The organism is Bacillus sp. BPN334 (genome assembly GCF_008368885.1).
In the GTDB taxonomy this organism is placed as follows: domain Bacteria; phylum Bacillota; class Bacilli; order Bacillales; family Bacillaceae_G; genus Bacillus_A; species Bacillus_A wiedmannii.
This window is the reverse complement of sequence record NZ_QOZW01000013.1, coordinates 252,714-279,260: the sequence shown is the minus strand read 5'-3', so window position 1 is coordinate 279,260 and position 26,547 is coordinate 252,714. Positions and strand designations below refer to the sequence as shown.

The 26,547-nt window shown below is 31.0% G+C and carries 22 protein-coding genes and 1 pseudogene; 10 read left to right on the top strand and 13 right to left on the bottom strand.

Going from position 1 to position 26,547, the window contains the following annotated elements; translation table 11 throughout:
- Nucleotides 1-326 precede the first annotated feature (326 nt).
- The 7 genes from DN393_RS21790 to DN393_RS21755 all read right to left on the bottom strand — a co-directional run bounded on the left by DN393_RS21790 (nt 327) and on the right by DN393_RS21755 (nt 13,270).
- A complete protein-coding gene (locus DN393_RS21790) occupies nt 327-2,174 on the bottom strand; it encodes an ATP-binding protein (RefSeq protein ID WP_179958531.1) in 1,848 nt (615 codons plus the stop codon).
- 210 nt (nt 2,175-2,384) lie between these two features.
- Nucleotides 2,385-3,614 (bottom strand): Shedu immune nuclease family protein, encoded by a 1,230-nt coding sequence (locus DN393_RS21785; RefSeq protein WP_179958530.1) that lies wholly within the window; start codon nt 3,612-3,614, stop codon nt 2,385-2,387.
- Nucleotides 3,615-4,981: 1,367 nt separating this feature from the next.
- Nucleotides 4,982-6,310: an HNH endonuclease gene (locus tag DN393_RS21775; protein ID WP_149173912.1), complete on the bottom strand. Its 1,329-nt coding sequence runs from the start codon at nt 6,308-6,310 to the stop codon at nt 4,982-4,984.
- Nucleotides 6,303-8,618 carry an AAA family ATPase gene (locus DN393_RS21770; protein ID WP_179958529.1) on the bottom strand — a complete coding sequence of 772 codons (2,316 nt, stop codon included), beginning with the start codon at nt 8,616-8,618 and terminating at the stop codon, nt 6,303-6,305. The genes DN393_RS21775 and DN393_RS21770 overlap by 8 nt, the downstream gene beginning before the upstream one ends.
- A 183-nt stretch (nt 8,619-8,801) precedes the next feature.
- Nucleotides 8,802-10,067, bottom strand: coding sequence for an McrC family protein (locus DN393_RS21765; RefSeq protein ID WP_149173910.1), 1,266 nt, complete (start codon nt 10,065-10,067; stop codon nt 8,802-8,804).
- Entirely contained in the window at nt 10,067-12,487 is a 2,421-nt protein-coding gene (locus tag DN393_RS21760; protein ID WP_149173909.1) for an AAA family ATPase, read from the bottom strand. Before DN393_RS21760 ends, DN393_RS21765 begins: the two co-directional genes overlap by 1 nt.
- A 357-nt stretch (nt 12,488-12,844) precedes the next feature.
- On the bottom strand, nt 12,845-13,270 hold the full coding sequence (locus DN393_RS21755; protein ID WP_149173908.1) for a hypothetical protein: 426 nt from the start codon (nt 13,268-13,270) through the stop codon (nt 12,845-12,847).
- Nucleotides 13,271-13,545: 275 nt separating this feature from the next.
- Between DN393_RS21755 and DN393_RS32155 the strand changes: the two genes are divergently transcribed.
- The 4 genes from DN393_RS32155 (at nt 13,546) to DN393_RS21740 (ending at nt 17,893) form a co-directional block, all read left to right on the top strand.
- On the top strand, nt 13,546-13,677 hold the full coding sequence (locus DN393_RS32155; RefSeq protein ID WP_255449812.1) for a hypothetical protein: 132 nt from the start codon (nt 13,546-13,548) through the stop codon (nt 13,675-13,677).
- Nucleotides 13,678-13,790: 113 nt separating this feature from the next.
- On the top strand, nt 13,791-15,209 hold the full coding sequence (locus tag DN393_RS21745; RefSeq protein ID WP_149173907.1) for a right-handed parallel beta-helix repeat-containing protein: 1,419 nt from the start codon (nt 13,791-13,793) through the stop codon (nt 15,207-15,209).
- A gap of 379 nt (nt 15,210-15,588) precedes the next feature.
- On the top strand, nt 15,589-15,717 hold the full coding sequence (locus DN393_RS32150; protein ID WP_000789571.1) for a hypothetical protein: 129 nt from the start codon (nt 15,589-15,591) through the stop codon (nt 15,715-15,717).
- A 340-nt stretch (nt 15,718-16,057) separates the two neighbouring features.
- Complete coding sequence (locus DN393_RS21740) at nt 16,058-17,893, top strand: DNA/RNA helicase domain-containing protein (protein WP_149173906.1); 1,836 nt, start codon at nt 16,058-16,060, stop codon at nt 17,891-17,893.
- 172 nt (nt 17,894-18,065) lie between these two features.
- On the opposite strand, the gene DN393_RS21735 is transcribed toward DN393_RS21740, so the two are convergent.
- Nucleotides 18,066-18,491, bottom strand: coding sequence for an HD domain-containing protein (locus tag DN393_RS21735; protein ID WP_149173905.1), 426 nt, complete (start codon nt 18,489-18,491; stop codon nt 18,066-18,068).
- Nucleotides 18,492-18,654: 163 nt separating this feature from the next.
- Between DN393_RS21735 and DN393_RS31665 the strand changes: the two genes are divergently transcribed.
- The 3 genes from DN393_RS31665 (at nt 18,655) to DN393_RS21725 (ending at nt 19,839) form a co-directional block, all read left to right on the top strand.
- Entirely contained in the window at nt 18,655-18,798 is a 144-nt protein-coding gene (locus DN393_RS31665) for a hypothetical protein (protein WP_170958608.1), read from the top strand.
- 269 nt (nt 18,799-19,067) lie between these two features.
- On the top strand, nt 19,068-19,433 hold the full coding sequence (locus DN393_RS21730; RefSeq protein WP_064475132.1) for a hypothetical protein: 366 nt from the start codon (nt 19,068-19,070) through the stop codon (nt 19,431-19,433).
- A 133-nt stretch (nt 19,434-19,566) separates the two neighbouring features.
- Entirely contained in the window at nt 19,567-19,839 is a 273-nt protein-coding gene (locus DN393_RS21725) for an HU family DNA-binding protein (protein ID WP_149173904.1), read from the top strand.
- Between the two features lie 175 nt (nt 19,840-20,014).
- Here the strand turns inward: DN393_RS21725 and DN393_RS21720 are convergent, their stop codons facing one another.
- The 4 genes from DN393_RS21720 to DN393_RS21705 form a co-directional block, all read right to left on the bottom strand.
- A complete protein-coding gene (locus DN393_RS21720; RefSeq protein WP_240792561.1) occupies nt 20,015-20,248 on the bottom strand; it encodes a hypothetical protein in 234 nt (77 codons plus the stop codon).
- 28 nt (nt 20,249-20,276) lie between these two features.
- Nucleotides 20,277-21,071, bottom strand: a complete 795-nt coding sequence (locus tag DN393_RS21715; protein ID WP_000713970.1) for a hypothetical protein — start codon at nt 21,069-21,071, stop codon at nt 20,277-20,279.
- Nucleotides 21,072-21,259: 188 nt separating this feature from the next.
- Entirely contained in the window at nt 21,260-21,418 is a 159-nt protein-coding gene (locus DN393_RS21710; protein WP_149173903.1) for a Phr family secreted Rap phosphatase inhibitor, read from the bottom strand.
- The gene (locus DN393_RS21705) at nt 21,418-22,509 is read right to left on the bottom strand and encodes a response regulator aspartate phosphatase (RefSeq protein ID WP_001102657.1); all 1,092 of its coding nucleotides are present in this window, start codon (nt 22,507-22,509) and stop codon (nt 21,418-21,420) included. Before DN393_RS21705 ends, DN393_RS21710 begins: the two co-directional genes overlap by 1 nt.
- 584 nt (nt 22,510-23,093) lie before the next feature.
- Here DN393_RS21705 and DN393_RS21700 point away from each other — a divergent pair.
- The 3 genes and pseudogenes from DN393_RS21700 to DN393_RS21695 form a co-directional block, all read left to right on the top strand.
- Nucleotides 23,094-23,309, top strand: a pseudogene (locus tag DN393_RS21700) (Y-family DNA polymerase); the annotation flags it as partial.
- Entirely contained in the window at nt 23,246-23,560 is a 315-nt protein-coding gene (locus DN393_RS31660; protein ID WP_370458105.1) for a hypothetical protein, read from the top strand. The pseudogene DN393_RS21700 and the gene DN393_RS31660, both read left to right, overlap by 64 nt.
- Nucleotides 23,561-24,006: 446 nt before the next feature.
- Nucleotides 24,007-24,402, top strand: a complete 396-nt coding sequence (locus DN393_RS21695) for a DUF3221 domain-containing protein (protein WP_000491767.1) — start codon at nt 24,007-24,009, stop codon at nt 24,400-24,402.
- 56 nt (nt 24,403-24,458) lie between these two features.
- Here DN393_RS21695 and DN393_RS21690 read toward each other — a convergent pair whose 3' ends face one another.
- Nucleotides 24,459-25,985 carry an NAD(P)/FAD-dependent oxidoreductase gene (locus tag DN393_RS21690; protein ID WP_149173902.1) on the bottom strand — a complete coding sequence of 509 codons (1,527 nt, stop codon included), beginning with the start codon at nt 25,983-25,985 and terminating at the stop codon, nt 24,459-24,461.
- Nucleotides 25,986-26,547 lie beyond the last annotated feature (562 nt).

Here is a 26,547-nt window from a genome sequence, read left to right as displayed (position 1 = left end):
ATATATAATTTAAAAGCCATATTAAATTATATATTTACTACAAGGAAGGGTACATACACTTTTTTATTTCAAATAAAAATATCCAACACCTTCAATTCAAGATGTTGGATGAATTATGTAAAATATTAAAGAGATTTAAACCCGTGTCCAGAAACTCCAGCACTCAAGTTTCTATGCATTTATCTTGCTTATGTGGTTTTCAAACAGCATTATGCCAATGCCTATTACTGTAAGGATTCAAAATCTATTCTATACTACTATATTTAACCATTTTCTCTAATAGGTACGAACTTGGTTTGGAGATCTAGCTTTAGAACAGCTTAACCCTATATTGTTTCAACAGCTAAACCGTTAACACATTGACTAATAAATAAAAGCCATTTTCCCTCAATATCATTTTCCGTATCCATTTCTTTAATTTGTTCATATGTTAAGCGTCTAGCGACATGATTATTCAATTTTTTCTTTACGTTACTCTCCCCATATTGAGTTAGGCTAGCCACCAAATTAGGCACATCATCATGAGGACCAAACATCAATTCAGTTAATCCATAAAACTCTTTTATTGCATCTGGATGAATATAGTTTTCAATCTCTCTTTTTGTAGTTAAATAAGCTACCGACCCATCATTTCTTTCCCTTACTTTTTTACACCATTTTTCATACTTCGGTTCTTTCCCCTCCTCCACAATATCTCTATCATAAATGTGTATTTCAGGTACATTCAATTGTTTCAAATATTGATTTTCAACCCAACCTCTTAATGTATCCCCTCCACAAGGAATAATCACTACATCATCAGAATTAGATAAATCTACAATTTGAGGATTTTCTCGAGCAATTATCGAACTTAATATTTTTAGTACACTTAAATCATTAGGTCCCTCAACAAAAACAGCCACTTTTACTCCTCTACTAATAGGTGATGCAATTACACCTAAAGTTTCAGCTATTTTTTCTAATACTGATTCATTAGTATTAGAACTTAAAATACTTTTACCTTGTTCCGAATTTACAATTAACCTTAAAGAATCTGTTGGCAATAAGCTGGCAAATGCAGGGACATGCGTTGTTAATATAACTTGTGTGTTTTCTTTCTTACTTAATTTCAGTAATGCCTCTGCCAACATAATTTGATTAGACGGATGTTGTGCAGTTTCAGGTTCTTCAATTGCATAAATTATATTTCTGCCTGTACTACTATCTTGCTTTTCAGCAGCAGCCCTAAAGAAATTCAAAAGAATTAACCTTCTTACTCCACTTCCTCGTTTATTTATAGGAATCCCCTCATCTCCTTCTAGTGTTAATTTAAATACATTCGGCCATTTTGGGGTTTCTGAGATACTAGGTGTTAATTCATTTGCTAATAAAGGATCCATTTCTTTTAATTTTTCTAATGTTAAATTAGCAACAGTCATCGCTTTTTCTTGAACCAATTTCTCAATATCTTCTAATTGTTCCCGAACATCTTCCAAGGCTTCCTTTATAGCTACTTTCATAGGGTCTTGAACTTCTGAATCTCCATCTAAACTTGGTCTATCTGATTGGAACAAAGTAAAAATAGGTAACGTTGGATTTATTTTCTCCCAAACTGTACCACTATCTCCCTTATTTAAGGCTATAGGACGAATAGCTAAATTCGTTAAGTCTATCGAACTAAAAATATCTTTTCTCATTAAATGATTTGTCCTTAAATCTGTGGGTCCATTTTCTAAATCTATAGACTTTACTTTTCGTTGCAATTCAGTTTGCGTTAACTGAATTAAAGCTTTATCTTTCTCAATAGCCTCATTAGGATACAATGCTTTTAAATAAATTTCTGGTTTAATTGTTTTTTTAGAACAATCATATATTTTATGAACTTCTAACATTCCATCTTCATTAAGTAAAAATTCATCTTTAAAAGTTGTAGGTGCAGTCTCATCTAAAATAATTTCTTCTGCAAATCCAGAAAAAACACATCCAATCAATACATTAGGATCACCTGTTTTTACACAATAATCTTTCGCGTCAATCTTTACTGTACTATTATTAAAGAAAATCTCTAAAGCTTCCAAAACAGTTGATTTACCTACGTCATTTTTCCCCACAATAGTCGTTAAATCATCAAATTTTATCTCTGTATATGCGTCATACGAACGAAAGTTTTTTATAATTACTTTTTCTAACTTCACACAACTCACTCCTTTAAGTTTATAAGTAAATAATACCAAATTAAAATTGAAATATTTACTATAATCTTACAGGAATCGATAATTTTATACCTATATTTACATTTCTTACGGTTTGATACATCAATTTCATGTCAAATACGCTGTAATAGTAGCACTTAGTTATAGTTAAAACAATGTTGTTTAATTCTCCATCCCTCTAAAAAAATTAGATTATGAATATAAATGACTTAAAACTAAATCTATAACTTCGTCATAGGTTTTAATCATAATGTTTCTATAATCATTTTCTAGCCTTCTCCAATCTGGGGTATCTAGCATCCATCTTCTTCCCATTACCAAAATTCTTTTCGGGTAATAAATGTTTATATTATGCTTTTTTTCTGCAAACTCTCTATTTTTAGGGTCTTCAAAATAATACTCATAGTCTCTTGTTTGACTAATATATGAATGAATCTCCGCACTGAAAGTTTCTCTATTCTCCCGCCCTACTATGTTATTTATATTTTTTAAATTAGGTAATTTAAATTCAACAATGTCCGAATAACCATTTGACCCTTCTATAAAAAAGTCTGGTCTAATTGCTTTACGTTCTTCTGATTGCCATTCTAGTTCACATTCAGAAGATATTTTTTTACCCATAAAAGCCATTTTTAATATAAATTGATTTTCAGATTCAGCTAGAAAAGCAGTTATTTGAGGTTCACTCGTATCCTTAGAACTAATCAACTCAACAAAGCGATTTAAACTATACCATTTTTCTTCCCTAAATCCAGAAGGGAGAGGATATTGAAAATGGACATCATGCATTATGACTTCTGCAAGATTAGGCCACAAATAGAACTCCAATGCACCTCCTTCTACACCTGTATCATCTATTTTTAATGGGAACAAATCTAGCCACTTTACATTTCTGGTAACTAGACCAGATTGGTTAGTTCCATAAAAGAAGCCGTTAACTATTCTATGGCACATGCCTTCCTGTAATACAAATCCGCCTGTATTGATACCCAATATCATTGACTGGCCAAATAAATTCCAACCATTCCCCATCATAATGTCCATTGCCTCATTAGTAGGATAAATCAGGTCTTCGTTATACGCAGGTAATCCCATTACTGGACCTGTTTGTTTACTAAAATCAATGCCCAATATGTCTGTTAATAGGTTCTCTCCTTTTGAATAGTCTAAAATTTGAATATCAGCTTTATTTCTTGAACTAATTTCTTGAGAATTAACATCCCCTATATACTCTACACCCCAATGGGTTTTTCCTAAATATAATATTACCCTCTCTGGATTCAATAAGAATTTTGTAAAATTCTTTTTTAAATCAGGATTTTTTTCTAGAAAAATCCATAATTTCCCCCAATACTTCTTCATTAGCAGTTTCCATAATGAATTAGCAATATCCTCCAATGTTAACGCTTCTTTTTCCTCCATCTTATCATCTCCTTTTAAAATTGAACGAGATGCTGTATCCTTACTTTCTTGGAACATCAATACAGCAAGTCATATTTATTATAAATAATATAACCAAAACTTAACACTACTGATTGAGGCTACACAGCACCACAATGACACAGGATTCCCTTCAATCATATGTGTCAATCAAAAACATATTGCTAGAACATAGATAAGGAAGGACTGTATGATACTAATACTAGGCAGTACTATAGTGGTAAAAATAAGATTCTCCTACTATCAATAGTAAGACACATACCAAGAGGCGAAGACAACAGCAAGTACAGAACGAATGAAAGAACAATGAAAGAAGAACAAACAAATAAAGAAAAAAACAAGCAATCAATGACTGAGTAATGAACGAGATTAGCAAGAACAGTTGCGATGCACTAATTATTTCTACATTTAGATACCCCACCCTATGTGGGACAGGGGTGTATATATGGTCGGTCTGCTGTGTGAACTGGATACACCATATTTTCATAACTTTTTAGGGCAATGTTGTCGCAGGCGATGATTCTGAAGTGATTAAAAGTTACATAGTGAGTAATTACCTTACTAATTGCAGCAGAGGATGTCCAAAAATTAAATGATGAAGTTATGTTTGGGGATGTTTAAAAAGGGGCATAAAATTAACCACTCGTTTATTAAATAACTAAAAGTCTATACTCATATGATAGAAGGATACTTTATAAAGAGATTCTATAAATTTCTTTATATGATTCATCTACCTTGCTTTTTTTGTTTCTACCTCATTAGGTGCAACAGCCTGTTGAAGAAAGTTAGTTGCTAACTCTTTTACTTCTATATGATAATCTTCACGACTTACCACCATATTTTTGCCACGCTCTTGAACATAAGCAATGTATTATTATCGTATATGTCCCGCTTTTTCATGATTGACTTCCTCAAGGTCTTGTTCATTTTTTAACCATAACAGGAACAATTTTAATGTTTGTTCTTAAGATGAAATTGTTTTTTGTGATAAATTTTTGCTCTGACAATAAATCAAGAAGTCATTTAAATACCATTCCGTTTTCGATAGCTTCATGAAATCACTCCTTCTTACAAACACAAAAAAACCAATGAATAAAAATCATTCATTGGGTATGTATCAAAATATTTATTGGATTGAAATCATGTTTATTGGCTTTTACCAATTACAAGAGGAGCATTAAATCCCTTACTACTTCTATTCTCAGCTAGCCTTATGTTCCAGCCTCAGCTTATCCGCAATCATTGCAATGAACCCTGAATTTATAAATACACATGTTTTTCATAATTAAATTAAATTGTAAATATTGTTAAATACTTTTATTTTCAATAATTTTACAGAGAGTTTCTATTTACTTGGATTCAAGGTAATTAATTATAAATTCAATCTTAGCCTTATTCTTAAAGAACTTTACTCTATCAATACCTGTTAGTATATTTTTATAATACCATTCTAAAAGAGACAATAATTTTAATTGAGGATTCTGATCTAGTTTGTCATTAAATCTATTAATTTCCTGTTTTATAAACCTAAAATCAAAATTATGCAATCCTGGCAACAAATACTTTATTTGTTCACTTTTCAGGATTTCCGAAATAACATTTACTATCTTTAGAAAATTAACTTTCTCATTCACAATTTTAATAATTAAATTAATATCTAATAACTCTAAGTCCCTAAGATATTTTTTTACTTTTTCATTAACTGTATTACGCACTTCTAAATCTCTGTCACAGACCAACTCACTCAATCTTCCTAATCCATTACTATTTAAAAATATTTTAGAACTTCCCTTTTGTAATACATGCTCCTCTGCGATTACCTGATTTAATGCCTTAGAAAGAGTAGATGTCTCATTTATATACCTCATCAATTCATAATATTGGTTTATATTATTGAAGCATTTCATAAATTGTTCAAAAAACAAATAATTTTCCTCTATAGAAATTATTATTACATCTTCTATTTTGGCTAGAGCATTAACTACTTGAAGATTAATTAAATTATTTCCAATATTCATTAATGCTTGGAATTTTTCAGTCGTATCTTCATTAAAAAACTTTCTTAGTTCTTTTTTTATTTCTTCATTCGACCTTCTACCATTCATGATTAATTCTTTTGCAGGTCCTCCCATCCCATAGTTATTTCTCATCCTTTTCACACGACCTAATGCCAAATCCAGTCTATATAAATTACAAATTTCAATTGTTTTAATTCCTTTTTGACTATTATTTTTAGGCTCAATAAATATATGATCATTAATTTCTAGGTGTTCAAAATACTCATCAAAGTGGGTATGAACTATTGTATAATCACTTGGATTTTGAGGATAATCTTCATATTTATATTTGATATTTTGCTTATTAGAGATTAAACTTTCTTTGGTTCCTTTAGCAGTATTACATCTCTTACAAGTTAATGTTAAATTTAAAGGATGGTATGAGAATTCTTTATAATTTCCCTCTCCTTTATAAACAATATGTTCTATATCACCTGGATTGCTTCCTGCATCCAAAGGCATTTTACAGTAATAACAATATTCTCCATACAACTCGGACAATTTCTGGTAAATAATACTCCTTACATACTTTAATTCTGTTTTAGTTTTCTCCCAATCATGACTCTTTTCAAAAATTTTTTGTAGATCATCATTTGGATGTGTGTAGTAGTATTTAACCATCGATACCAACCTTTTTAAAGATTAATTCTAGAACCTCTCGGAGCGGATCGCTTTCCTTCATTTTTTCGTGAATTCGCTTAAAATCTTTAATTTTCCTTAAAGTTCCTTCATTTAAATTCCCTAGACTAATTTCATAAAGAATCTTATCTATTTCATCTGCAACATAATAATTCCTATTTGTTGGTAAACCAAATATATTAAATAGTACATCCTCAACTGCCCATCCAAACGTATCTTCATCGTGTAATTTAACATCAACACCTGAATTAGCAGTTTTTCTTTCCATTGAAATTATTGAAGACGATCCATACTCTAAATCCGAGATTAAAAAATGGGAATGTGTAGCCATAATAAAATGACAACTCGGAAACTTTTTAAAGATTGTATTTAAGCCGTAAATATATTTATATTGCCAATTTGGATGAAGACTTGTTTCTGGTTCGTCTATCACTATAACGGAATTATCTTGTATTTTTGCTAATATATTTACCATCGTTGAAAAGTATTGTGCCTCCCCAGAACTTGCTTGTTCTAATTTAAAATACTTTCCTTTTTTCAGTTCAACGTTTGGTAATTTAAATATCCCTATTTCGTATAAATGCCATATTATGTTTAATTCATCAAAGTAATTTTCATACTTTTTATAAGATTCTATATCAAAATCAACTATTATTGATTGATTTGAAAACTTAAATATATTTGAATCCTTGTTAGTATTATTAAGGTGAGCTATAAAATCTATTATTTCCTGGTATTCTATTATATTCACATTATTAATTTCCCTATTTTTCTTTGAACGTATATATTTTTTTTGGAGATTTTCTATAATTTCTCTATCTATTAAACTTGAAATATTCTTTTTATCTACTGTATTAAATACAATTCTTATTTTGGGCTCAACCCCAATAAAACTAGTAATATTCTTTAAATGAGGAAAGGTATTATTTCCTAGCGAAGACATTATTATATTCTGAACTAAGTTTCTTGTAGTTTCCCCTATTTTTGCCATATTGTCTGAACTTTTGATACCCAGATATTGATATCTATCTATTACATCTTCTTCATTACTTTGATAAGTAAACTTATCATTAATATTAAATGCACATGCAATTAATTTTTGTGGTAATAGATTTTTATTAAACCCTATATTTTTATCTTCTCTAAGAAAATCTATTTTTGAATTATCTCTTTTTACTGTATACTTACTTTTTCCTAAGTAATAGTTAATTTCATAATTAATGTTTCCAGATGAGAATATTTCTTTCGATTCTTTAGATTCAGCGATATAGTACAAATCCATAAGTACTTTCTGAAAAACGGAGAGTAATGTACTTTTTCCCGTACCATTTGGACCAATAATTAAAGTAGAAAAAGGCTTATCTAAATTATTTATATCTTTATCATGGATAAACTTAATATCAACATCTTCATTTCTATTAGATTGATATTTAATACTTTCAATCCTTAATCCTAAGAGATTTAAATCAGTGCCTACACTAGATTTTTCTGAACTTTCTTCACTTAAATACACTATAGATGTTTTATAATATGGATTCAAATATTTATTCTGTCCTTGGAATACTGTACTATGCCCTTCACTTTCATCAAAAATATTGCCAAGTTTTAATTTACTTTTAGCGTTTTGATTATAAAAGTGTCCTGTCTTTGTAAGAAACCACCCTCCTGGGCCAGTTAATGTATCAACATTTTCATTTTTCATTAGCTTTAATATATTATCTGGACTATTTTTAGTGAGAGCAAAATTAGGATATTCTATTACGCCTCTATCCATTAATTTGTACTTAGAAAATCTACTAATAAAATCAGTAAATTTTTCTACGACCCCAGTTTCAATTAATGGAAAAATCCATACTTTTCTTCTATTAGCCGCTTCATCTAATTGATTGTACTTTTCAAAGGGTTGTTGAACTAATAAGACCTTTCCAATAAATCTATATCTTTGATTAGTGGCTATCTTCTCCGTTGCTTCACCTTGAAATAGATATAAATTCACTCCACTATCATTTGAACGTGAAAGGGTTTTATTCTGTAAATAGTCAAGCAATTGATCTCCGAATCTACCCATGCCAACAAAATGCCAGATACCATCAACTTTTTCCATATTAGGATAGGACGGATTTTCTTTATCTGAAATTAATACAAGTGAATTTGTCTTTAAAGATCTTCTCATACTTCCACTAGGTCCACATTTAAACATTTCTTGAATTTCACTATTACTTAAAAAAGTTCCAGGCTCTAAATTATCAAACTCATAAAAGAAAAAAAACATTTTATTATTCCTTTCCACAGTTAATATTAAATATCGGAAATTCCCGATATTTATATACTATGGATAAAATTCAGCACAAATTTTATCCATAGTATATATGTTTATTAAAACACTTCATTGAACATTATAACTTTACATTCCCTTATTTCCGTTATTCTATAAATATTTTTAGTGATTTAACTAAATTAACAATTTTATTATTCAACTCATTTGAATAATTCTCCAAAGCTGCTTAATTGTTTTGACCTTACTTTCTAACGATATACCATATACCTTCATCTTTTTCTCTTTATTTACATGTAAATACCAAGATTGAATATGTTCATTGTAGTCTATTTCAAGTTCTAATTGTTTTGGATACAACAAAATTGCTGTTTTCGCACTTTCATATCGCGTTAAGTATGCATACATTTGAAATAAATCCTCTCGCTTCACTCCTGAGCGATTCCCACTTGTTAAGGTCTTCCACTTTGTATCAATAATAATTTGTGTATTACCATTATCAACAACAATATCTGGTTTTAGCTGAAAAATATCATTACCATTGTGTTCATTTACAAGTAATTTATATTCTTTATGCTGCTCGTATATAGCATGCTTAGTTACTTGTTTTACTAAAGCTGTTATGTATTTTTCAAACAAATCATTCATCTCAAAGAGAAATGAAAATGAGTTATTATTTTTCACGCTAAAACTCGCTGTAACATTCATTAGAAACTGTTTCGCTAACAATAAAGGTGTTTCAAACCTTTTATTTATCCGATCTAAGTTTATTTTCGTTAACTGTTTTGTAGAGAATGTCCTTGGCTGTACCCCATCTAACATATGATCTATTTGCTTTAGGAGTTTTTGAGTCTCTATATCTTTAATATTTTTCAATAGTAATTGGTTAGCAGCTACAAATACTTGGTTAATCTCGTGATTAATAGTTCTTTCTTCATATTGACAATATGCCATATACTTCTTATTTCGGCTCAAGTTTTCTTTAATATGCTTTCGAATAATAAGAGAACCTTTTAACATCATTAAATTATTCTCTACTTGCTGATACTCCATCATAATACCTTTGGTCAGTTCTTTAAATAAATGGGATGCATAAATTCGTCCAAAGATTTCAAATAAAGATCCATCTATTAATTGTAACTGGGATAAAGTCGAAGTCTTAACATTCAAATAACCGCAATCATTTAGCATTCCAATTAACACCTTACGCATTTGATTAAAATTATTATGTAATGCTACCTTGGGTAAGATTTCTATAGAAAACGTTGAACATTGAATAAACCCAACATAATTTATAAACTTAATACTCTTATTTCCCCAGCTTATATACTCACTTTTAAGCTTTTGGGTTTCAATAAACTTAGCTAGTTCATCTGCTTGTGATGGTGTAATTGTCTTGTTATCCCCTACATCCTCATTAATCCCTATAACGTCATGACATTCCGTTAATACAATGTTCTTCATTAACTATTTTGCCCTTTATAAATATTCATCAATGCCTGCTTATTTGGCTGAGGAACAATTGAATATTTAACTTGTTCTTCCAAGTAATGATTATTTAACCCAGTAAAAATATCTGCCGGCTTTATTATTTCTTTTTTCAAGAAATAACTAGAACTATCGTCACTGGCTGCTCCACCTAAGATCATCTCGATCTTTTCCCAATCATCATAAAAATACTCTTGTAATAAAGGAATAACCTTTTTCTTCATAATATTTATTAATTCTGTTTCTGATAAATCATTACACAGGAAGAAAGCATGTCCAATTGTGTGATCTCTATCATATAAATACTCTATTCTTTGATTAATGGTATGCACTAGTTTTTTTACATTTATGCCATCAATATCTTCTGGTAATAGAGAGACATTCGGTACCATTTCAATAAACTCAAAACGTCTTCTAAGGGCTGTATCCATCAATGTAATAGACCGGTCTGCTGTATTCATTGTCCCAATTAAATACAAATTCGAAGGTACTCCAAACTTTTTACGAGAATACGGTAACTTTACAAATATCTCATTTTTCTTTCCTATTCTTTTATCATTTTCTATTAATGTAATAAGCTCACCAAAAATACGTGAAATATTGCCCCTATTAATTTCATCCATAATTAATACATAGTTTTTCATCTTCGTTTCTTGAGCGATTTCAACTGTACTAATCAGTTCTTGAAGTGCCTCTAAATTCAAATTCTCTTTACGAATATTATAAAGGGATTGCATAGTAAACTCCCCATTAATCAAAATCTCTTCAACAGGAATTAACTTACCTTTATATAGCCACTCTACTGATCTAAAGTGGTGATAGCGTATTCCTGTATTCTCTTTGTATTCATATTCTCCTGTAATACGCCCAACTGCACGAATATATGAATTCCCGTATGATATTACAACAATATCACCAATTTCTACCGAGTGTTTAAAACGATTAATATTATTTAAAACTGTAGATTTTTTATCTTTCCCTTTATAATTCTTTTCAACTAATTCTTTTATATCATCTTTAGTGTTGCATTTTGAAAAATTCAAATCATCTCCAAAACCAATCGAAATTAATTTATTATCAATACAATATCTATAAATATCAGTATCAAGGTCTTTTTTACCTAAAGACATTTTGTAAAAGTTTGTTTCTTCTTCATCAAACTCATAAGCCGGGTTAATAATTTTATTACTATCCATTGCTTCTTTACAAATATCTATAAATATACCATTAGTTGGCCTAAAGTTTCCCTCTGCATCACTACGTAAGCCTTCTACAAAATCTTCATATGAATATGATTGATGGAATGTACAAAATTGAATTTGCTTCTCCTCAGTATATCGTTGGTATGCACCCATCCACTCTTTACGATCAGCATTATTTTCTATTAACTGCTGATGTAACTCTGGATCAACTATTTCCAACGCCTTTCGTACAACTGAATAAGTTTTCCCGGTTCCGGGCGGACCATACAAAATTTGATTTTTAGGTAAATTCATATGTACCACATCCTTTTGATTTTCTGTGTTATTAGAATCAAAACCAATTTTCTTCTTTATATTCGTAAGTAAACTATCACTATTATCTTCTTTTACAATTAGTCTTGTACTTACACCTTCTTGAAGTTTTCCATCTAGCTCCTGAAAAATCTCTTCTTCTATTTTAACTTTAACAAATTCTTTAGCACGCCATGTTCTCAAGTTTTTAATGAGTTCCTTTCCATTTAACCCGGCTTTATTACACTCTTCCACAATTTTATGTACTGACTTTTTACTAGGCATTTCCCGATAAGTTAGTCGCTCACTGACACCTGCTTCATTATATGACAAATCTACCAACATATTATCCAACCTAAAAACGCTTTCTGAATTATCATTTTTAATAAAAATAGTACCTTTTTTAATAAAGGCTCTTTGAAAGTGAATCTCATCATGATCTAATAAACGCTTAATTATCTTTCCCATTTCAATAGCTTGCTCTAACTCTATTTTATTTTCAGTAGAAAATTCCTTCCCCATATATGTATCTAATTGTTTCATCTCTTTAAGAAATTCAAAAGGAAGCATAAATGATTTATCCGTAGTATTACGACCATGAGTATATCGGTAGCCCATAACTGGTCGGTTATATACCTCTTTTACAATTCCTTTATGCGTGATCATTGGTGCCCCTGTAACTTTCCCCTTTAATATGGGGTCTTTTATATCATTTTTAACCTTTGTCCCTACAACAATATAAACTGAATCTCCAATATTTTCTTCCATTTGTTCATATTCATTACCTTTTTGTTGATACTTTGTCTTTTTTGCAAGCGCTCGTGGCCAATAAAAAGTACCTAACTTTATAAATGCTTCAAATTCTTCAATTGTATTAGAAAAAAAAGAAAATATTCTTCCCACTTTAACCTCTCCCTATTGCATATATTTCTAAATATATAATAACATTTATTCCTAATATATTAATACGGTTAAAAAACAAGAAACTGAAACCATTTATATTTGTCATAATCCTGAATAAAACTATATAGAACTCAGTGGAAATATTATTGGTGATGGTCACTTCCCTGATTCATTAAAAAATATTGTTAAAATATTAGAACCACTCCTACCAACGTATTTTTTAACTAAATTAAAACCACCAAAGAATTTCTTTGATGGTTTTTAAGAAAGCTATATTATTACAATAATTCCTCTAGACCAAAATTAATATAGCGCCTCTATAAAATGTAGACAAAATAAAAATTAGGATTCACTTCTTTATTTATTAGACTGAATACACTTCTCCGTTTCTTGAATGTACAAATCTAGTAAATTAGAAAGATAATAAAATGCCTGCACCTTTTTTCTAAATATTTTTTCATCACTTCTGAAGCAAACAGACATACTAATAAATATCAAAAATAATATAAACATACCCAAAATAGGACTTACGTTTAAAATTTCTTTCATCATTAATGTTATAATGCCTATTCCAAATGCAAGCTTCGCAGTATATATTTGTGTAGCTTTTATTTGTTCTGCTTTTGATTTAATAAAAGCATTTAATAATTTTAAATCCTCTATTTCCATATTTTCAATTCCTAAATTTGTTACCTCTATCTTGCACTTAGTTAGTGTTCTTTCAATTTCTTTTTTTAGTTCTCTTTTTGAAATTCCCATGTAAAAATAATCAGCTATTCTCATATTTCCTCCTAGTTACAAAAACGTTAAAACTAAATATACACATGATAAAAACTTAGGTCAATGAAAAAACATTTTGTTTTTTTCATTAAGATAATCCACCAATACATGAAAAAAGTACTTCTATGGTGGTCAAAATCCCCCTAAATAAAACTTCCATCACATTGTAACGCACTAGCAGAAAAGATTTTTGAACAAGGCTAGCATTCCAAAGCAGGTACATACTTCTATAAAGCAATTCAAGCTAAGAAAAAAGCCGATGCGAAAGGAGCTTTAAAATGAAAAAGCTAATTAAAGTGATGATTATTGCTACAGCTTTAATGTTTACATTGGGAATTACATCTCAAACAGATAGTCACGTAGTAAAAGTCGTTCAAAGTATGATTGCAAACGGAGACCACGGTGGTTGATGTCCCTTTACCCGGGATTCAGCCCCGGGTTTTTTTTATTGAAACAAGATATAAATCGTCAGTTTTAACTATATAGTTGAGAAGGAATGCTTATAAAAAGAAGGAGGATAATAATGAACTATCAAACAATATTTCCCTTATTAACAAAATCCCTTTTTATCTTATTGCTTTCTTTCAGTATGTTAATTCTTACGATTCCTGCCTTAACCTTTGCACAACCCAATAACAATGCAAATCCTGTTACAAATTACTATGTATCTCCAACAGGAAACGATCTCAATTCCGGTACATTAGATCAACCTTTCGCTACCATTCAAAAAGCTGCTAACGTCGCTAAAGAAGGCAGTACAATCTACATAAGAGGCGGAGTTTATAACCAAAAAGTTCGTGTCACTCATTCTGGTGCCTCAGGCGCACCCATTACTTTTCAAAATTATCAAGATGAAAAAGTCATTCTCGATGGTTCTAAAGTCAAATTAGAAGATGATGGGTTATTTACTATAGAAGACAAAAACTATATTCAAGTAAAAGGATTAGAATTTCGCAATTTAAAATCAGCAAAAGTTAACGAAACCCCTATTGGTATTTATATCACTGGAACAGGAAGTTACATTGATATTAGAAATAATTATATTCACCACATTGAAGCAAATGTAAAGAATGGAAATGCACATGGCATTGCTGTGTACGGTACTTCATCTAGTGCACAAAATAATTTAAATCATATTGTCATCGATAATAACGAAGTAGCAAATTTGAAATTAGGATTGAGTGAAGCAATTGCTGTGAATGGGAATGTAGATTCCTTTGAAGTTACCAATAACAAAGTACATGATAACAACAACATTGGAATTGTTCTGATTGGACATGAAGGCGTATCTCCAGTAACTGCTTTAGATCAAGTGCGGAATGGAGTTGTTCATAATAACATTGTCCATCACAATTCATCCATCAATAATACTAGTTATAATGAATATTCCGCTGATGGTATTTACGTGGATGGTGGGAAGGAAATTATCATTGAGCAAAATCAGAGCTATGAAAACGACCTCGGTATTGAAGTAGCTAGCGAATATGCAGGAAAAAGCGCAAGCCAAATTACCGTTAGAGACAATACGATATCCAATAATATCATGAGTGGTATTGCAATTGGTGGATATGACAGTAAGCAAGGATATGCTGAAAATAACACGATTACAAACAATGTAATTTATAAAAATGATACAAAAGATCAAGAGAGTGGCCAAATCGAATTAAATTATGATACCCGCAACAATGTAATTACCAATAACCAAATCTATGCAAGTAATAGTCGTATCTTTATTAGCATTAATTTTAGTAAAAACACTGGAAACAAACTCGATTACAATCATTACTATGGTGAATTCGATCAAACTAATGGCTTATGGCAATGGAAAAGAAAAACGTATAAAGGTTTTTCATCTTATCAAGCAAGTATGAGTCAAGAAGGAAATGAACAACATAGTGTATTTAGCAAATTGTCTCCTTCATTCAAACTTATTTTAAAATGAAGCAAATTTACTAAAATGACTTTATCTTAGCACACTTCAAATCCCCTCCCCTATAATGGCAAGGATGAATTAAAAATTGCAGTTTCAATTGAAACTGCAATTTTTCCATGCTTATAAAAACTCTGTATTTATACTTTAAGTACATAGGCGTATCTATAATTATATTAGTAAGCTGTGGCTAATTTCTCTTAATATTAAGTACTAATACCTCCGCAGAAAATAATCTATTATTAATTCAGGAACAAGTATATTAAAAATATAATCCTTTATTATTAGTATTTATTTTTATATTTAATAGAGATAAATATCATGAATGTTAACCATCCATATTTATGATACTATATATAATAATACAATTAATAAAATGGAGGTCTACAACATGAAAAACATAAAGGAATTTCTCAACAAACCATTTATTAAATACCCATTAGCTATCATTTCAGCTATAGCTATAATAAAAACAGGCTATGATTTAGGTTCCTTTATAATAAAATTTAAACATATTTAAATCGTAAAAAGGAAATTGAACTTTTTAACAAATGGGCCATTTCCTTTTTATATTTTATCGCATCTCTTTTCAAAACATAGTGACTTTATTTAAAAGTGACAATTGGGTAATAATATGATTTCGTGCTCTAGTTAAGAAACTATGTTTAAGCATAAAATATCTTCATCTAAATCAATTCTTTTGTTATCGATAGCCCTCAAAATATAACAAAAATCTTTTATTACTACACAATTCCCCAGAATAAATACGACTTAACTCTTTTCTTATTCCAAACTAGTTATATCATTTCGTATAATAGAAATATACATATATCCTACTACACTTCAAGGGGGCCTTTATCTTGCACTATGGCTGGGCTGGAACTATTGAACAATTTAAGCAATTAGATGTACAGTTTTTTATTAAACAATTGCTAGATCATGTCTATAAAACCAATGCAAATGATCCAAAAATAGATTCTCAAAAGAGAGCATGGATTGATAGTTACAATAAACTACAAGATTTATTTAATCGATTTTCTAATTTAGATGCATCACTTATTTTTGAATATGAGATTTTACGCGGAGGCGGTCGTCGTCCAGATGTACTTTTATTGATTAATGGTTATTTGATAGTTCTCGAATGTAAAAGTTATAATAACGTTTCCCCTTCTGAATATATCCAAACATCCCTTTATATGCGTGATCTCGAACATTATCATTCGGCTATTCAACAATCTAACATGCAAGTCATAGGTGTTTTACTGCTTACAAACTATGTAGGTGAACGCTGGGTTTTCCAAAAAGATTATCAAGTAACCCTTTCAACAGTTGATGGGTTGGAATGTATTATTAAACGAATATTAAATAAAACAGAAGCACCAACTTTGACGCTAGAGGAAATAATCAATGGTGTCTATGAACCCTCACCTTCTATGCTCGAAGCTGCTCGTTCCATTTTAAATAATGAACCGCTCCCTGATATTAAAGCTGTATCAAGCAGTAACTTTCCAGCAGTACAACAAACTGTACGCTCAATCATTGAAGAAGCCCAACATACAAATACCCATCATCTCATTTTAGTATCTGGCGAGCCAGGAGCAGGTAAAACATATTTAGGTCTAACCATTGCACATGAGCTGAAAAATGCAGTTTATTTATCAGGTAACGGTCCATTAGTAGACGTATTACAAGATACGTTGAAAAATAGAACCTTTGTACAAGGCCTATATGGCTATAAAATGGACTTTCTCGAAAAGAGAATGATTCTAAAGGAACAGATCATCATTTTTGATGAGGCCCAACGAGCATGGGATACAAAAAAAGTCGATCAATCGCTCACTAAAAGAAATCGAAAAGCCCAAAACTTAAGCGAACCGGATATTATAATGAATATTGCAACAAACAATAAACCGTGGAGTGTAACAATTGGTTTAATTGGTGACGGACAGGAGATCTATTCTGGAGAAGAAGGCGGTCTTGCCCTGTGGAATCATGCGATCGCGGGAAAAAACGTGACTGTTCACTCTAAACATCCTAATTCTTTATTTACAAATGCAGCACATTATAGAACTCATTCTCAGCTACATTTAAACTCATCTTTCCGTGCTCATGCAGCTTTAAAATACTATGAAATTATTAATACTCTATTAGATGCTAATTTTGAACAAACAAAACAACTGATTCATCATTTACCGAAAGAACATTATCAACTTTTTATTACACGTGATTTAAACAAAGCCAAACTCACTTTACATCAGCTTTATCAAGATGATACAAAAACAGTTGGTGTTGTCTGTGCTGGTGGCGCTGATCGTCAAAAAGAAGTCCCTGTTCTACCAAGAGATGAACGATATGAACGCCCTAGTAAGATCGCTCAATACTTTAACTATCCCGAATCCCAATACTATTGCAGAGCGCTCAACTACAGCTCAACTGAATTCCAAACACAGGGACTTGAACTAGATATGACGCTCGTTCATTGGGATGATGATCTATATCTACAGAATGGGACTTGGGAGGGACAGCACTATCAATGGGGTGTCGAAGATCCGTTCCAAATTAAACTCAATGCATATCGAGTTATTTTAACAAGAGGTCGGGATGGAACAATTATTTACATACCACCAAAACCCATTCTAGATGAGACTTGGAACTTATTTAAAAATCATTTACATATTCCTGAATTGATGTTTTAAGGCTTATAAATAAGAGACGATATTCTAGATTCCCTCAGAGTAGAGTCTCTTATTTTTTTATTCCACAGCATCTTGAAAATCGTTATTAAATACCTTTGAAAATTCGCAAGAAGAATTTTGTTCAAACAAATAGTATTATAAGAGATTGCCACTATAGAAGTTGCTGTTTCTTTTATTCCCTTAAAAACTGAATTGCTTTGCGATACTTTTCCAATCGTTTTAGGTCTTTATCTGTTATCCTAGCAAGTCGTGAGCGGTCAGAATTATGTTTTAAGTCTGCAAGTTTGACAGTACGGGCAAGAGAATTTTCTTTCACTTTGCTCAGATACTCAAAATAAGGCGTGTATTTCTCTTTTGTCAGTACCTGCACTGCCTCAACTATATTATGAGGTATACCAGCACTTAATAGATCATTAGCAGTTATCTCTGTATCTTCCAGAACATCATGCAAATAAGCAGTAGCTTTCTCTTCGGCCGTATTTACAAAGCTAGCAACTGTCTCAGGGTGTTTGATGTAGTCAATTCCTGCTTTATCTACTTGTCCAGCATGGGCAGTTTTAGCGATCTCATGAGCTATCTCTATATAATAAGGTATCATCACAAAAGCTCACTTTCTATTATCATTTATCAGTACTGTATTCAATAATTTCTTCGGTTATTTTCACACAATGAAACACAATAAGCAAGGTAAAAAAACGCCTTCCTTTCCCTTCCCCTATGAATCTACAAAAAAATACATTTAAAAAGTAGAATCTGATCTCATGATTAAGCATGCTGATTTACTCCATACAGAAACGAAACAACAAATAAAACGTGGTTCAGAGGCTTCTAAAGAACACCCAAAAGAATATAAAAATTTGAGCAGATTGAAAAATCGACAACAAAAACTAATAAAACAAAAGTAAACAACATATAGATTTGAATTATATTTCTCAACAACCAAAATTACTTAATGTGGTAAAATAATAATCGGGTTGGCACCCAATACCATATTACGATGGTTCCAGTCGCAGGAAGGCACCTTTGGGTGTCTTTTCTTTTGCTTGAAACACATTCTGCCAAAATACCTGTATCTTTGTTGAATTACGACTCATATAATCCAACAAACTTCGTATATATAATTTGTTACCCTAAATGGGTTAACAATACGAACAGTTATAGGAGGATTTTGTGAATGGTAAAAACAGCATGTGTAAGTATGATTACTGGCATTCTTTTAATATGTTCAACAGGATGTGCCACTCAAACTGATTCTATTACAGCTAAAACTCAGTCAATTGATGATGGGACATATACAACAAAAGAAATCACAGACGCATTTCCTGTAGGAACACCCATAACTACTTACATTCAAAAAGAAGAAAAACTGAACGTAAAACATCTCACCAGTATTACACTTACAGATGGTGGCGTCGGTAGAGTTCTGGAAGCAACAGATGGTTTTGTTATCGTATGTGGGAATGAAAAAGGAGTTTTTGATGTGTTAATATTTAAAACTATGGAAGATGTAAAGAAATATGAACAGAGTTTAAAGCGATAATTAATATCCTTCTTATGCCTTTTACACAGACATTGTCCTCTTGCTCTTGCTATGGCTTTTCCTATGTATAATTGCATCATGAGTAATCACACGTTATAATAGTCACCTAATTACATATGAAGAGGTGCAGAAAATGAATAAAACAGACTTAACAAAAGTAGTAGCAGAAAAAGCTGAACTTACACAAAAAGATGCTGCTGTAGCAACACAAGCGTTATTAGATACAATAACAAATGCGTTAGCAAATGGAGAAAAAGTACAGATTCTTGGTTTTGGCACATTTGAAGTACGTGAAAGATCTGCACGTACAGGACGTAATCCACAAACAGGTGAAGAAATGCAAATCGCGGCTTCAAAAGCACCTGCTTTTAAGGCTGGAAAAGAATTAAAAGAGGCAGTGAAATAATTATACATAGTCAAAAGGCTTTCCACACCCCAGCTTTGCCCCCTACCCTTCGCATATCCTGTTTTGGCTAGCTAATCTGGTTTGTTAAGGGGGGAAAAGAGAAGGAGAGCAAAAAAAAGAATCCTTTAAAAATCAGGATTCTTTTTTTTGAAGTATCGCCTATTGTAAAGTATTTTTATAAGAATGTGTAGTAGAAGGTTATAGCAAATCCGATTAAAAAGAGTAATGATACGAGGAGATAAACTCTTTTTTTGTTATCTTTTGCTATTATTTTATCTAGTGTAATAAAAATACCAACAATACCTGCGATTAATGCGAATTTAGAGAATTCAGATGGATATGTGAAGGCAACTACTGCGAAACAAGCAATAATCAATGTTAGTCTATAAAACAGTATTCCTTTAGACATTTCCATTTGAGGAATCACACCCTTCTTTTTATATTTGACTAGCAGCGCAACCAATTGCGTAACCAGCTAGACATCCAAGACAACCACCACATGCATATGGACTAGCAAATAAACATCCTCCACATGCACCTTCGCAAGCCCATTTAGCCCATTGAGGCATAGTTTTCCAGTTGTTTTTAATACAACGTTGAACATCTTCCCAGTAACCTGCTTTTGCATTGTTTTCTTTTAAGATTGATTCACTTTTTCCATCAGTGAATAATTTCATCTGATTAAGTTTTCCATCTTTTGAATTTAGGTCTAAAGTCCCTACATTTTCACCATCTAATGTTTTTACTGTTAAAAGAATCGTATCACCATTATTTGGTGTTTTCAACTCTAAAAATGTAGGGTCTGCAAACTTACTTTCAGATTCGTTAAATCCTACAGTTAGATATTGTTTTGTATCATTAGATTTAGGGTTTTCTTTTGAAGGAATTATGATAGCCGATGTTTTATTCTCTTTATAATCGACTTTAACAGCTTCTTTCCATTCAAAATCTGCTGTGGAATAAATACTTAATTTGTTTTGTTTAAGATCAGTTAATTGTTTTTTTACTTTGTCCAAAATTTGTTCGTCAGCAAATTTATTTGTTTCATTTTTCGAAAGATTTTCTGGTTTTTTACAAGGTACACAATCGATCTTTTTTTCTTTGGTATTATTATTAATATTGTTACTAGTATTATCTTGTGCAAAAACTTTTTCTAAATTTAGTGAGTATGGTTGAAAAACTCCAAAAGCTAATATAACTACGACAAAAACTAATCCTAAAAATTTTTTCAAACTAATACAGCTCCCTTATAAGTATAATTTCTCCTCACCTCCATAATAGAACAAAAAATGAAAATTTTTAATATTTTTCTAATAATTGGAATATGCTGTTAACTTAGAGAACTTTGATATATTCCGTTTTTCATTTATTTAAAAATCAGATTATAAAAAACACCTTCAAGAATGAAGGTGTTTTTTTCTTATAAGTCAGCGTGTGTTTGTAATAAATAATCTGGTCTTGCTGGTGCACCTCCACCGTCTCCTATATTTACAGCTTGATTTTTAAAAGAGTCGTTTAACCCTAATGTTAGGATACTAATTAAAGATATTCCAAGTATAGTTAGATAGATTTTTTTCATTATTTTAACGCTCCTTTTTCTAATTCATTTTTTTGAGCTGTATTGCTCATATAAAAATATTGACTTGCTTTGTTATGGTTATTTTCTTCATAAAACTTTAGAGCTAAGATATCAGCATATTCTTTTACGCATTCCCATAGTTTTTCTTGTTTGAAATAAGTAATACCTTCTGAAATAAATATTTCTAAAGTTAATGTAGGGACATTGTTGTTGAGGGCTCTTAAAATTTTAAAACGATGTTGGAATTCTTGATTGTTAAAATCGTTACTAAGTTTTAATCCTTTTTGAATTAGTTGATCGCTGTAATTATGGTCATTTATCTTATAGTATTCATATGCTTCTACGAAAAATGCTTTGAAATGGTTTGGATTGTTCTTTGTTACTTCAGATACATGACGAATCGCGAGTTTAGATAAATTTTGTTTTGAATATAACCAAGCTAAATTATGTCTTACCATAAGGATAGAATTTTTATGGTTATTTTTTTGGAATGTGTCTAGTGCCTTATTAAATGACTCCTCAGCTAATTCGAAATGTTTTAAATCAATACAACACAGACCTATAAAATTGTCACATAGTGCTACATTTATTTCATAACCTTCATGTTTTAAAAATTCTTCTTTAGCTAATTTTATATAATCAAGAGCTATTACTTGTTTATAGATTTGATAATAAAAATACCCCATTCGATAATTAAATTCAGCATGTTCTATTGGATCAGGAATGTGTATTAATAGTTCTTTAGCTTTTTCATAGTGTTCACTTGCTTCAGTGTAATTGGATGTTAAAGTAGAATGGAATGCTTTAAAGAAGTGATAATAATAAGCTAGGAAGTCATCTGCTGGAGTTGTGAAATTATCCATTTCATCAAAACTGCTTTCGTTAATACTTATCCAATCTGTTAATGCTTTGTATCTAAAATCTAATAAAGAATAATATAAGAGTACGTTTTGATTTTCCTTGACATTGTTAATTTCATTTTCTATATACTCTTTTAATTGTTTTGCTTTAACTAATTGTTGTTTTAACATGGATTGATACCAGTCGTTTAATAATTTTGTTATTTGTTCATTTTCTAGTTGAACATTCATAGAATCTTCCCCTTTTCCAAAATTATCTATATCTAATGTAAAACCATGGTATCATGGTATTACATTAGATTAACCTTTAAATAAGTTGATATATATAATTTTGAATATTCTGTTTATTTTACCTTTAATTTTATTGCGGCCTTTATTTAGTATGGTTTTAGCAAAAAAATACTAATAAATCCAGGGCACATTTATGGACATAATGAAGGATATTACATACGTTTATCATACACCTATGCTTTAATTTTATATTTTTTAAATTTAATATATTAATTAATAGAAATTACCCATATACTTTAATGTTAGGTCATTGCCATCAAGTTAAGAAATTCATTATCCTAAAAATGAAAAAAATGATTTGTCATAAATTGGTGTAGAGAGATAAAAATTTTCTTTTTGTGGGTATGTTAAAATTTTAGCTTGATGGACATATGTCACGCCCCCTATTACTGATTGTTGTTAGAACTGCTGCTCCCACAAGAAGAATATCTGAAAAAATTATTTTAAAACAAAACCTCTTTATAAAAGAACACAAGCTCGCATACAATAAGAACAAACGTTCTTTTGTTTAGGAAGGAATAACAGTGTATGACTATTCTATCTTACCGAATAGAATCATCTTATGTGTTGATTTACGTAGCTTTTACGCTTCTATAAGTTGCATCAAAATGGGGTTAGATCCTATGTATACACAATTGGCAGTAGTCGGTGATGTAAATAGAAACGGTTCTTTCGTATTAGCTGCCACTCCCCCATTAAAAGAATTGGGAGTAAAGAAGATGGACAGATTTATGAAGTTATAAACACTGGTTTTCACACTAATAATGCAGTAAGAATGATAACAACGGACGATTTTGCTACAACCAGAGTAAATACACCGATTGTAACTGTAAAAAACAGTGATGGTAATATTCAAGTATACCGCTTGCCTTTAGAATTGGAATCTTGGGTAATTTCTTGTATGCAGGCTGCTTCTGCAGGAAAAATTTCATTTCCATGTAAAGTTTCCTTTGGGATTATAGATACAAAATATTATGTTGAATTCATTTAAAATTAGAATACATTTAACATTTGATGTAAATAAAGACGGAACACCAACATTTTGCAAATTCTGTACGTCAAGACTAAATCTCTTAATCAAACCATATTTTATTATACGTACCAAAACTAATTACCAACAACAAAATAGCCTAAAAAATATTAAACATCCTTTATTAACGATATTATTAATGTCAAATAAAAAAAGAAGAGAGAAAACATTCTCTCTTCACCAATAATATTTTACAGAGTAAGTAGGGTAAAAAACTATATAGAGATGAACCACGAAAATACTTTACCTAGTGAATTATATCATAAATCACTCTAAAAAATACATATCACATACAATTTTGTTTTATTTATGACAAAATTGTTAAATATTTGAATGCAGAAAGGCTTTATATCTAAATGAATAGAATGGTGTTGGTGTGGTAATAAAATTTAAGGAGGCTTTCTATTATGTTTTCAAAAAAACAAAAATTATTAACAGTAGTTACAACATTAACATTAGGGTGCGGATTTACTTTTGGCTTAACACCTGCTTCTGCGGATACTGCCAATAACACTTCTCCAATTAAGGAGGAACAGGTACGAATACAAATACCTTTCACGGGCTATGTTATTTCAGCAGACGATAATTACTTAATTGTTGCTGATACTTTTACGAAAGAAGAAGCACTTTATTATCAGCATAATTGGTGGGAGCTAGTTTCCCAAAATAAAATTTTAAGAGTACCTGTATCCAATGGTGAAAACTACAAATTAGGTGAAAAATTAAACGTATACGCTGCTGCTTGGACTTACTCTTTACCACCAATCGCTATAATGCCAACAATTGAAAAAGTAGTTGATTAAATACTGCTTATCTAATAAAAGAAACATTGCCCTAATTAGAGCAATGTTTCTTTTCCTCATTTGACATTAGAAATTGAAATGGATGAGAACAAATTTGGAATGCTATTCTCAAAAGCTAATGAAAAAGAAGGGATTAATTCATTTATTCTTTCTTGCATTGGTTTCTTATCTACTTCTCCAAGTTCGTTCAAAAGTTCATTCTCTTCTAAAGACTCATCTCCATTGATTAACATCCTTAACATATCTGAGTTAATGATATCATGAGGCGAATGAACTAGCCCATTCATCATTATATATTTTTGGAGCATGGATGAATTCCCCTCATTCGCTTGCTTTACAGCTTGTTTAAGGTATAAATCAAAATATTTCTGTGCAAATTTCACACCTTTTAGTGGAACGGCTCCTACATGTTCAACACCTTTCCAACGTAAATCCGCAATTGAACTCAGCCACCATGCCGGTTCAATTGCTTGTTGCATACGTTGCAGCACCTTGCGTTCGAATCCAGGTTTATGAGTAGAATGTTCTTTTAAACAAGTATCTAACATTTCAGCTTCAATGGCGGCTACGGTCATTCCTTGCCCATAAATGGGATCAAAGTTACAAAAAGCATCACCTAACACCAATAATCCAGATGGCCAATTTTCCATTTGTTCAAAATGTTGACGAGTTGACTCACGTGCTCTAAATCCTCTTGGGACACTAATTGGTTCTAACTCTTTAATTAACTCCCTCATCATAGGGGTAACTAATGAATCCAGCTCTTTTTCATATTCTTTTGAATTGGTTGGTGGATAATGCGTACCTCCAGCAACAAATAGTAGCGCTTGAGCTATGTTATCTTCAATATATAATAACCCTACAGCACCAACTTTTTTAGCAGGATCTCCTTCAGAAATTGCACTCAATTTCTCTTTGATATGTGAAGGTACTTTATAATATCTCGTGCTATATCCGAAATTCACCTTTAAACGTTCTGGTTCTGGAACATCATAGCCCATAGATGTAAGCCATTTATTGAGTTTAGATTGACGACCACATGTGTCAACTACCAAATCGGTTAACACAGTTCGCTTTGTTTTTAATTCGTCCCGTTCTTGAATATTAATTCCAATAACACGCTTGTGATCAGACGAAGCTAAAATGCCTGTGACTACTTGCTTTGAATAAAAATGGACATTAGGAATTTCTTGCACACGTTGGCGGATTGTCCATTCTAACAATGCTCGACTGCTTGCTGCACCTTTTCGTTCTATAACTAGTTCCAGTGCCCCATACGGAGAAAATCGAATCATTTTATCATTCTTGACATTATGGGCCCCTAAATTTAATAAATCATCAACATATCCAGGAAAGAAACGGTTCATAATTATTTCTCCACGTGGTAATACACGATGAGGATGAAAGTCTTGGGGGGTACCTGGACGTTCAGATGGTTTTTGAGGTAACTCATCTTTTTCAACAACTATCACTGTCTCAAAATAACTGGAAAGCACGCGTGCAGTATGTAAGCCTGCAATACCAGCTCCAATCACAAGTGCCTTTTCTCTTTTTTGCTGTTGATATAGTAATTGACTATCCATCAATAATCTCTCCTCTTTCTAAAAAGTATGTTTGTTCAACATGAATCTATTAAAACTTTTCCAGAAATCAGAATAAACAAATGATGATTCTTCATTCAAATTATTAAAATGAAGTTGGTCCAAGTCAGAAAAAGTAAACTTAAATGAGTATCCTTTTTCAACAAAATTCAGGTTCATATAACTTGTATAACTGCCCACCGCTTATAATTGCTTTTTTAATACTGCTTTTTCCCCCTTTAATATTTTTTATAATTTGCACCTTAAATGTATCACTTTTGATATCCTTTTAAATATTTGGGATTTTTAGAAATATTTATTTGATTTTTAGTAATATTTCGATTTTATTTTATCAAATAGAAACTAGAGTGTTTTGGGAAAGTATGTAATAATGCATAATAATTCAATCAGATATTATGATATACTTTCAAAGAGCTGATACAAAATTTCTTTAGATTGGAAAACTAAAGTCTTATCTACCTAATTGTGGGGACGCCTTATGGCGTCTTTTCTTTTTTATTTTAAGAAAACCCCCAAGCATTCATATGCCTAAGGGTTTATCGAT